The sequence below is a fragment of the Streptomyces sp. NPDC015130 genome, assembly GCF_043080005.1.
In the GTDB taxonomy this organism is placed as follows: domain Bacteria; phylum Actinomycetota; class Actinomycetes; order Streptomycetales; family Streptomycetaceae; genus Streptomyces.
In genome coordinates this window covers 96899-106532 of sequence record NZ_JBIBVC010000017.1, presented here as the reverse complement: position 1 = coordinate 106532, position 9634 = coordinate 96899, and the positions used below count along the sequence as shown (strand labels likewise).

Annotated in this window: 8 protein-coding genes and 1 riboswitch; of the genes, 6 read left to right on the top strand and 2 right to left on the bottom strand. The window is 69.5% G+C overall.

Annotated elements, in window-relative coordinates; genetic code table 11:
• Window positions 1-138: 138 nt before the first annotated feature.
• Window positions 139-1437 carry an extracellular solute-binding protein gene (locus ACF08F_RS29590; RefSeq protein WP_392301577.1) on the bottom strand — a complete coding sequence of 433 codons (1299 nt, stop codon included), beginning with the start codon at window positions 1435-1437 and terminating at the stop codon, window positions 139-141.
• Window positions 1438-1722: 285 nt separating this feature from the next.
• Here ACF08F_RS29590 and ACF08F_RS29585 point away from each other — a divergent pair, with 285 nt between their 5' ends.
• The 6 genes from ACF08F_RS29585 (at window position 1723) to ACF08F_RS29560 (ending at window position 8883) form a co-directional block, all read left to right on the top strand.
• Complete coding sequence (locus ACF08F_RS29585; protein WP_392301685.1) at window positions 1723-2487, top strand: GntR family transcriptional regulator; 765 nt, start codon at window positions 1723-1725, stop codon at window positions 2485-2487.
• A gap of 170 nt (window positions 2488-2657) precedes the next feature.
• Window positions 2658-2933 (top strand): DUF3311 domain-containing protein, encoded by a 276-nt coding sequence (locus tag ACF08F_RS29580; RefSeq protein WP_392301576.1) that lies wholly within the window; start codon window positions 2658-2660, stop codon window positions 2931-2933.
• A complete protein-coding gene (gene mctP, locus ACF08F_RS29575) occupies window positions 2930-4579 on the top strand; it encodes a monocarboxylate uptake permease MctP (protein ID WP_392301575.1) in 1650 nt (549 codons plus the stop codon). Before ACF08F_RS29580 ends, mctP begins: the two co-directional genes overlap by 4 nt.
• An 82-nt stretch (window positions 4580-4661) precedes the next feature.
• A complete protein-coding gene (locus ACF08F_RS29570) occupies window positions 4662-5162 on the top strand; it encodes a GNAT family N-acetyltransferase (protein ID WP_392301574.1) in 501 nt (166 codons plus the stop codon).
• 90 nt (window positions 5163-5252) lie between these two features.
• Window positions 5253-5347: riboswitch (cobalamin riboswitch) on the top strand.
• Between the two features lie 153 nt (window positions 5348-5500).
• On the top strand, window positions 5501-7867 hold the full coding sequence (locus tag ACF08F_RS29565; protein ID WP_392301573.1) for a ribonucleoside-diphosphate reductase subunit alpha: 2367 nt from the start codon (window positions 5501-5503) through the stop codon (window positions 7865-7867).
• The gene (locus ACF08F_RS29560) at window positions 7867-8883 is read left to right on the top strand and encodes a ribonucleotide-diphosphate reductase subunit beta (protein ID WP_392301572.1); all 1017 of its coding nucleotides are present in this window, start codon (window positions 7867-7869) and stop codon (window positions 8881-8883) included. Before ACF08F_RS29565 ends, ACF08F_RS29560 begins: the two co-directional genes overlap by 1 nt.
• 62 nt (window positions 8884-8945) lie before the next feature.
• Here the strand turns inward: ACF08F_RS29560 and def are convergent, their stop codons facing one another.
• Window positions 8946-9584 (bottom strand): peptide deformylase, encoded by a 639-nt coding sequence (def, locus tag ACF08F_RS29555; protein WP_392301571.1) that lies wholly within the window; start codon window positions 9582-9584, stop codon window positions 8946-8948.
• Window positions 9585-9634: the final 50 nt, after the last annotated feature.

Below are 9634 nucleotides of genomic sequence, written 5' to 3'. Positions count from 1 at the left end.
GGGGCCCCCCCCCCCCCGGGGGGCGCGGCGGGGGGGGGGGGCCCCAAAACAACTGCGGGCGTGGCGCCCATTCCCCCCCCCCCCCCCCGCGGGGGGGGGGGGGCGGGGGCCCCCCCGCCCCCACCACCTGGCTACGGATTACTGCTGGTTGATGCGCTCGTTGATGACCTTGTCGGCCGCCTCGCCGGCCGCCTTGGCGTCCTCGCCCTTCAGGACCTTCGTCATGAAGTCCTTGATCGGGTTCGGGGCGGTCTCGACGTTCGCCCAGCCCGGGGTCACCGGGGTGACCTTGCCGGAGACGGAGGAGGCGGCCATGGCCTCGGCGAAGGAGCCGGCGGCCGGCTTGAACTGCGCGCCGTCCTGGTTCGGGAGCAGCCCGCCCTCGGTGGCCTTCGCGTAGGTGGTCATGTGCTCCTTGCCGGCGGCGAGGGCCAGCCACTCCTTCGCGAGCTCCTTGTTCTGGGAGCGCTCGGCGATGGCGAGGTTCGAGCCGCCGAGGAAGACGGAGCCCGGCTTGTCAGCGGTCTTGCCCGGGATCGGGAAGTAGCCGAAGTCGGCGGTCTTGCCGGCCTTCTTCATGGCGTCGATCGCGCCGCCGGCCTCCCAGCCGAGACCGATCCAGGACGCCACGCCGCCCTTGGGGACGACGTCGGTGGACTGCTGCGGGGTCGCCTCGTCCTTGTCCTTCGGAGCGGTGGAGTAGGACGCCAGCTCCTTGTAGAAGTTCACGGCGGCGACGGCCTCGGGGGAGGACAGGTTGCCCTTCCACTTGTCGCCGTCCTTGACCGCGAGGTCGCTGCCCTCGTCCCAGACGAGACCGGCGAGGACGTACCAGGACTGACCCGGCAGGTAGATCGCCTGCGACTTCGGGTCGGCGGCCTTGAGCTTCTTCAGGCCCGCGATCCACTCGGCGCGGGTCTTCGGCGGGGTGACGCCGGCCTTCTTGTAGGCGGCCTTGTCGTAGATGACGACGCGGCTCGCGGCGTACCACGGGGCGGAGTAGAGCTTGCCGTCCAGCTCGTTGGAGGCGACCATGCCCTTGTTCCAGGCGTCGTAGCCGAGCTTGGCCTTGTCGCCGGACAGGTCGGCGAGGCCGCCGGTGACGGCGTAACCGGCGGTCTGGGTGTTGCCGAGCTCCAGGACGTCCGGCGGGGTGTCCTCGGAGAGGGCGGTGGTGACCTTCTCCTGGATGCCGTTCCAGACCTGCTTCTCGACCTTGACCTTGACGCCCGGGTGCTTGGCCTCGAACGCCTTGTTCACCTCGGCCATCCACGCGTCCGGAGCGGACCCGTCCATGACCCAGACGGTCAGGCTCTTGTCGCCGCCGGCGGACGGCTTGGCGCCGTCCTTGCTGCCCGTGTCGCTGTCCGAACCACATGCAGCGATAGAGACCATCATGCCCGCGACGCCGATCGCCGCGATGAGCTTGCGCTTCACGCCACCCTCCTCAGGGATGCCTGCAACCCCTGCCCACCGCGCGAAGACATACGTCAGGTAGTGCTCGTGGGGCTGGGACCTGGTCTTTAATGGTTTAGACCAGTACCCGGAGCTTGGCCTAGACCTTTAGGGGTGTCAAGGGTGTATAAGAAGGGCAGTCGCGTCCGTTATCGGACCGACACCTGAGGTAGGGCGACGACCCGTGACCGGTCCGTGCCACCATGTGAGCCGCTACAGACGGAGGAGCCGGTGACGGCAGCAGCACAGGAGTCGGGAAGGCAGGCCATGGCCAGGGACGCGGGCAGCACGGAACCGGACGGCGGGGTCGCCACCCGCACCGCTCGCGTGCCCAAGTACTACCGACTGAAGCGGCACCTGCTCGACATGACGGAGACCCTGCCGCCCGGCACACCGGTCCCGCCGGAGCGGACGCTCGCCGCCGAGTTCGACACCTCGCGCACCACCGTGCGCCAGGCGCTCCAGGAGCTGGTCGTCGAGGGCCGCCTGGAGCGCATCCAGGGCAAGGGCACCTTCGTGGCGAAGCCCAAGGTCTCGCAGGCCCTGCAGCTCACCTCGTACACGGAGGACATGCGCGCCCAGGGCCTGGAGCCCACCTCGCAGCTCCTCGACATCGGGTACGTCACCGCCGACGACACGCTCGCCGGACTGCTCGACATCTCGGCCGGCGGCCGGGTGCTGCGCATCGAGCGGCTGCGCCTGGCGAGCGGCGAGCCGATGGCGATCGAGACCACCCACCTTTCGGCCAAGCGCTTCCCCGCGCTGCGCCGCTCGCTGGTGAAGTACACCTCGCTGTACACGGCGCTGGCCGAGGTCTACGACGTCCGCCTCGCCGAGGCCGAGGAGACCATCGAGACCTCCCTCGCCACCCCGCGCGAGGCCGGTCTGCTCGGTACGGACGTGGGTCTGCCGATGCTGATGCTCTCCCGCCACTCCCTGGACGCCCAGGGCGAGCCGGTCGAGTGGGTGCGCTCCGTCTACCGCGGCGACCGCTACAAGTTCGTGGCCCGCCTCAAGCGGCCCACCGACTGACCGGATCCGTACGCCCGACGAGGGGGGTCGCCGAAGTCCCGGCGGCCCCCCTCGTTTTGGCGTTCACAGGGGATTCACTTCCGTTATGCGGACAGGGGTTCCGTGGAGCCTGGCCGTCCCCTAGATTTCCCCAGCATTACCGAGGTGATCAGCGAGGGGACGGAATCGCCATGTCAGAGGTGGCAGAAGCACCGGAAACGGCACAAGGGAAGCACCGACCGACCGTCACCCCGCTGCGGGTGGTGATAGCGCTCTGTCTGTTCGCACCGTTCGTGGCGATGCTCTGGGTGAGTTCGTACGCGAAGGTCGAACCGCTCTTCGCGGGCATCCCGTTCTTCTACTGGTACCAGATGCTCTGGGTGCTGGTCTCCACCGGCCTCACCATGGTGGCGTACAAGCTGTGGCAGCTGGACCAGCGTGCCCGCAAGGGAGGTGACGCGCGATGAAGGACGGCGTGAACGGCGTGGCGCTCGCCGTGTTCATCTTCTTCTTCCTGGCCGTCACGGTCATGGGATTCCTGGCCTCGCGCTGGCGCAAGGCCGAGAACGAGAACAGCCTCGACGAATGGGGCCTGGGCGGCCGGTCGTTCGGCACCTGGGTGACCTGGTTCCTGCTCGGCGGCGACCTCTACACGGCGTACACCTTCGTCGCGGTCCCCGCGGCCGTCTACGCGGCGGGCGCGGCCGGCTTCTTCGCCGTCCCGTACACGATCCTGGTGTACCCGCTGATCTTCACCTTCCTGCCGCGCCTCTGGTCGGTCTCGCACAAGCACGGATACGTCACCACCTCGGACTTCGTGCGCGGCCGCTTCGGCTCCAAGGGCCTGTCGCTCGCGGTCGCCGTCACCGGCATCCTCGCGACCATGCCGTACATCGCGCTCCAGCTCGTCGGCATCCAGGCCGTCCTGGACGTGATGGGCGTCGGCGGCGGCGAGAACACCCACTGGTTCATCAAGGACCTGCCGCTGCTCATCGCCTTCGGCGTCCTCGCGGCGTACACGTACTCCTCGGGGCTGCGCGCGCCCGCGCTCATCGCCTTCGTCAAGGACACCCTGATCTACATCGTCATCGCCGTGGCGATCATCTACATCCCGATCAAGCTCGGCGGCTTCGACGAGATCTTCGCCAAGGCCGGCGAGGCCTACGCGCAGATCAACCCGGCGACCGACAAGCCGCGCGGCGCGCTCGTCCCCGGTGAGGCCGGTCAGTGGACGTACGCGACGCTGGCGCTCGGCTCGGCGCTCGCGCTCTTCATGTACCCGCACTCCATCACGGCGACGCTGTCCTCGCGCAGCCGTGAGGTCATCCGCCGCAACACCACGATCCTGCCGCTGTACTCGCTGATGCTGGGCCTGCTCGCGCTGCTCGGCTTCATGGCGATCGCCGCCGGGATCCAGGTCAAGAACGGCCAGCTCGCCATCCCGCAGCTCTTCGAGACCATGTTCCCGGACTGGTTCGCGGGTGTGGCCTTCGCCGCGATCGGCATCGGCGCGCTCGTCCCGGCCGCGATCATGTCGATCGCCGCGGCCAACCTCTTCACCCGCAACATCTACAAGGACTTCATCAAGCCGGACGCGACCCCGGCGCAGGAGACCAAGGTCTCCAAGCTGGTCTCGCTCCTGGTGAAGGTCGGCGCGCTGGCCTTCGTCCTCACGATGGACAAGACGGTCGCGATCAACTTCCAGCTCCTCGGCGGCATCTGGATCCTCCAGACCTTCCCGGCGCTGGTCGGCGGCCTCTTCACCCGCTGGTTCCACCGCTGGGCGCTCCTCGCCGGCTGGGCCGTCGGCATGGTCTACGGCACGGCCGCCGCGTACGGCGTGGCCAGCCCGACGCAGAAGCACTTCGGCGGCTCCGCCGCCGAGATCCCGGGCATCGGCGAGATCGGCTACATCGGCCTCACCGCCTTCGTCCTCAACGTCGTCGTCACGGTCGTCCTGACCTTCGTCCTCAAGGCCCTGAAGGCCCCCGACGGCATCGACGAGACCTCCCCGTCGGACTACACGGCCGACGCGGGCGACGCGCCGGCCCGCAAGGCGAAGCCGGACGCGGACCCGACGCCGGACGCGAAGGTCGGCGCCGGAGTGCACTGACCTCGCGATACGACGAAGGGGCCCGGGATCTCCGCCAGGAAATCCCGGGCCCCTTCGCGCGCCCGCGAGGCAGACTGGCGGCATGGACTTCACGATCAGGGCGGTACGGCCCGAGGAGTACGAGGAGCTCGGGGAAGTCACCGGGCAGACCTACCTGAACGACGGGCTGCTGCTGTACGGGGCGGACGACTTCTACCTGGACGTGCTGAAGGACACGGCGCGCCGGGCGCGCGAGGCGGAGGTGCTCGTGGCCGTCGACGCGGACGACCGGATCATCGGCGGGGTCACCTTCGCCCCCGGCGCCACCCCGTGGGCGGACATCGCCGTCACCGGCGAGGCCGAGTTCCGGATGCTCGTGGTCGCCCCCGAGGCCCGCGGCAGGGGTGTCGGCGAGGCCCTCGTGCGCGCCTGTGCCGACCGCGCGCGGGCCGTGCCGGAGTGCGCCCGGCTCGTGCTCTCCACGGACGCGAAGATGGTCTCGGCGCACCGGATCTACGAGCGCATGGGCTTCGTCCGCACCCCCGAGCGGGACTGGGAGCCCGTTCCGGGCCACCTGCTGCGGACCTACTCCCTGGAGTTCTGAGACCCGAAGCCACGTCACGGCGACACAACATGTGGGGGGTTCCGCGAGCGGAGCCCCCCACATGTATGCTCATCCTCGCTGTCGACGCAGGGGAATCCGGCGCGAATCCGGAACTGTCCCGCAACGGTGTGCTTCGTACCCATGTGTTCGCACCCAGGTGCACATACGAGGCGAGTCCGAAGACCTGCCGACAGCCCGCCCGGTCCTTCCGTTCCGGGTGTCACTGACGTCCGGGCCTCGCGGAGTGGGCCGGTGGACGCGGCGCATCCGGCGTACGGATGCCCGCCTGCCCGCCTTCCCCCCGCCGCGGCCCAGAGCCGAGCGAGGGAGAGCCCCACGTGACCATCGCGCCCGCCGATCCGGCCACGGCGATCGAGAGCGACGGACCCGGCACCGTGCTGCTGCGGACCCTGACCGATCTCACCGCCGACCTGCCCGACACGGACCCCGGCAAGATCGCCGCCGCCGCGCTCCGCGGCCGCAGCGCCACGTCGGACGAGGCGGAACTGCGCGAGCTGGCCACTGAGGCGGCCGCCGGCCTGATCTCCGAGGACCCGGCCTACTCCCGGCTCGCCGCCCGGCTCCTGACGATCACCATCGCCGACGAGGCCGCCTCCCAGGGCTCCGTCACCTTCTCGGCCTCCGTCGCCGTCGGTCACCGCGAGGGCCTCATCGCCGACCGCACCGCCGACTTCGTCACGCTCCACGCCGACCGGCTGGACGCGACCGTCGACGGCGCCGGCGACGACCGCTTCGGCTACTTCGGTCTGCGCACCCTCTACTCGCGCTACCTGCTGCGCCACCCGATCACCCGCAAGGTCATCGAGACGCCGCAGCACTTCATGCTCCGCGTCGCCTGCGGTCTCGCCGAGGACGACAGCGCCCGCGCGCTCGACGAGGTCGCCGCGCTGTACGGCCTGATGAGCCGTCTGGACTACCTCCCCTCCTCCCCCACGCTCTTCAACTCGGGGACGCGCCACCCGCAGATGTCCTCCTGCTACCTCCTGGACTCCCCCCAGGACGAGCTGGACTCCATCTACGACCGCTACCACCAGGTCGCGCGCCTCTCGAAGCACGCCGGCGGCATCGGGCTCTCCTACTCCCGTATCCGCGCCCGCGGTTCCCTCATCCGCGGCACCAACGGCCACTCCAACGGCATCGTCCCGTTCCTCAAGACCCTCGACGCCTCCGTCGCCGCCGTGAACCAGGGCGGCCGTCGCAAGGGCGCCGCGGCCGTCTACCTGGAGACCTGGCACGCGGACATCGAGGAGTTCCTGGAGCTCCGCGACAACACGGGCGAGGACCAGCGCCGTACGCACAACCTCAACCTGGCGCACTGGATCCCGGACGAGTTCATGCGCCGCGTCAACGCGGACGCCGACTGGTCCCTCTTCTCCCCGGCGGACGTGCCCGAGCTCGTCGACCTGTACGGCGAGGAGTTCGACGCCGCCTACCGCGCCGCCGAGGCGAAGGGCCTGGCCCGCAAGACGATGCCGGCCCGCGACCTGTACGGCCGGATGATGCGGACCCTGGCCCAGACCGGCAACGGCTGGATGACCTTCAAGGACGCCTCCAACCGCACGGCCAACCAGACGGCCGAGCCCGGGACGGTCGTCCACTCCTCGAACCTGTGCACCGAGATCATCGAGGTCACGAACGACGGCGAGACGGCCGTCTGCAACCTCGGCTCGGTCAACCTCGGCTCGTTCGTGGCCGGCGGCGACATCGACTGGGAGCGGCTGGACTCGACCGTCCGCACGGCCGTCACCTTCCTCGACCGGGTCGTCGACATCAACTTCTACCCGACCGAGCAGGCCGGGCGTTCCAACGCCCGCTGGCGGCCGGTCGGCCTGGGCGCGATGGGCCTCCAGGACGTCTTCTTCCAGCTGCGGCTGCCCTTCGACTCGGCGGAGGCCCGCGCCCTGTCGACGAAGATCTCCGAGCGGATCATGCTCGCCGCGTACGAGGCCTCCGCCGACCTCGCCGAGCGCAGCGGCCCGCTCCCGGCCTGGGAGCAGACCCGCACGGCCCGCGGTGTCCTGCACCCCGACCATTACGACGTCGAGCTCAACTGGCCCGAGCGCTGGGCCGCCCTGCGCGAGCGGATCGCCGCCGTCGGCATGCGCAACAGCCTGCTCCTGGCCATCGCGCCGACCGCGACGATCGCCTCGATCGCCGGCGTCTACGAGTGCATCGAGCCGCAGGTCTCCAACCTCTTCAAGCGCGAGACGCTGTCGGGCGAGTTCCTCCAGGTCAACTCGTACCTCGTCGACGAGCTGAAGAAGCTCGGCGTGTGGGACGCGCAGACCCGGGACGCGCTGCGCGACGCCAGCGGCTCGGTCGCGGGCTTCTCCTGGATCCCGGCCGAGGTGCGCGAGCTGTACCGCACGGCCTGGGAGATCCCGCAGCGCGGTCTGATCGACATGGCCGCCGCGCGCACGCCGTTCCTCGACCAGTCGCAGTCCCTGAACCTGTTCATGGAGACGCCGACGATCGGGAAGCTGTCGTCGATGTACGCGTACGCCTGGAAGCAGGGGCTGAAGACGACGTACTACCTGCGCTCGCGCCCGGCCACCCGGATCGCCCGCGCCGCCCAGGCGTCGACGACGGCCGCCGCCCCCATCCCCGTCCAGCAGGCGGCCACCGACGCCGAGGCGCTCGCCTGCTCCCTTGAGAACCCCGAGTCCTGCGAGGCCTGCCAGTAATGAGCTCCACCGAGAAGAAGAACCTGCTGGACCCGGGCTTCGAACTGACCCTGCGTCCGATGCGCTACCCGGACTTCTACGACCGCTACCGGGACGCCATCAAGAACACCTGGACGGTGGAGGAGGTCGACCTGCACTCCGACGTCGCCGACCTCGCCAAGCTGAGCCCGGCGGAGCAGCACATGATCGGCCGGCTCGTCGCGTTCTTCGCGACCGGCGACTCGATCGTGTCGAACAACCTCGTGCTGACGCTGTACAAGCACATCAACTCCCCCGAGGCGCGCCTGTACCTCTCGCGCCAGCTGTTCGAGGAGGCCGTGCACGTCCAGTTCTATCTGACGCTGCTCGACACCTACCTGCCCGACCCGGACGACCGCGCCGCCGCGTTCGACGCGGTCGAGGAGATCCCCTCGATCCGCGAGAAGGCGCAGTTCTGCTTCCGCTGGATGGACTCGGTCGAGAAGATCGAGAAGCTGGAGTCGGCCGCCGACCGCCGCCGCTTCCTGCTGAACCTGATCTGCTTCGCGGCGTGCATCGAGGGCCTGTTCTTCTACGGCGCCTTCGCGTACGTGTACTGGTTCCGGTCCCGTGGTCTGCTGCACGGCCTGGCCACCGGCACCAACTGGGTCTTCCGCGACGAGACGATGCACATGAACTTCGCCTTCGAGGTCGTGGACACCGTCCGCAAGGAGGAGCCGGAGCTCTTCGACGAGGCCCTCCAGCAGCAGGTCACCGAGATGCTGAAGGAGGCCGTGGAGGCGGAGCTGCAGTTCGGCCGCGACCTGTGCGGCGACGGCCTGCCCGGCATGAACACCGAGTCGATGCGCGAGTACCTCCAGTGCGTCGCCGACCAGCGCCTGGTCCGTCTCGGCTTCCCCCCGGTCTACGGCTCCGAGAACCCGTTCGCGTTCATGGAGCTCCAGGGCGTCCAGGAGCTGACCAACTTCTTCGAGCGCCGCCCGTCCGCCTACCAGGTGGCGGTCGAGGGCTCGGTGGACCTGGACGAGGACTTCTAGCCGGTACGGCGAAGGGCCCCGCACTCGACGAGTGCGGGGCCCTTCGCCGTACGTGCGGACGCTCAGGCGTTCGGCACCGTCTCGTAGCGCGGGGTGCCCTCTTCCATCTGGCGGAGGGCGTCCTTGCGGTCGCGCTTGGAGAGGCGGTCGATGTACAGGTAGCCGTACAGGTGGTCCGTCTCGTGCTGGAGGCAGCGGGCGAAGTAGCCGGTGCCGCGCACCTTGATCGGCTTGCCCTGGGCGTCCTGGCCGCTGACCACGGCGTAGTCGGGGCGGCCCAGCTCGGCGTAGGCGGTGGGCACGGAGAGGCAGCCCTCGTTGGACTCGTCCAGGTGCCGCTGGTCGGCCGGCAGCTCCTCCAGGACCGGGTTGACCACGACGCCGGTGTGGCGGACGCCCTCGTCGTCCGGGCAGTCGTAGACGAAGACCTTGAGGTCGACACCGATCTGGTTCGCGGCCAGGCCCACGCCCTCGGCGGCCTTCTGGCTGGCGAACATGTCGTCGATCAGCGCGGCCAGCTTGTCGTCGAACTCGGTGACGTCCTTGCACTCCTTGTGGAGCACCGGGTTGCCGACGACGGTGATCGGGCGGGCCGTACCGCGCTCGCGGTGGGCGAGCTCGCGCGCCTCGCAGTCCTCCGTGTCCACGACGAAGCCGTCGTTTACGTCGTTGATCTGCTCGTCAGTGTCCTGCTGCGTCATGACCGGCGCGTGCCTTCCTCGGAACCCGGGTAAATCGATCCCGTACAGCC

Coding starts and splice junctions, on each gene's coding strand:
- ACF08F_RS29580 (WP_392301576.1), top strand. CDS start 2,658: ATGTCAGAGGTGGCAGAAGCACCGGAAACGGCACAAGGGAAGCACCGA.
- ACF08F_RS29585 (WP_392301685.1), top strand. CDS start 1,723: ATGGCCAGGGACGCGGGCAGCACGGAACCGGACGGCGGGGTCGCCACC.
- def (WP_392301571.1), bottom strand. CDS start 9,584: ATGACGCAGCAGGACACTGACGAGCAGATCAACGACGTAAACGACGGC.
- mctP (WP_392301575.1), top strand. CDS start 2,930: ATGAAGGACGGCGTGAACGGCGTGGCGCTCGCCGTGTTCATCTTCTTC.
- ACF08F_RS29560 (WP_392301572.1), top strand. CDS start 7,867: ATGAGCTCCACCGAGAAGAAGAACCTGCTGGACCCGGGCTTCGAACTG.
- ACF08F_RS29570 (WP_392301574.1), top strand. CDS start 4,662: ATGGACTTCACGATCAGGGCGGTACGGCCCGAGGAGTACGAGGAGCTC.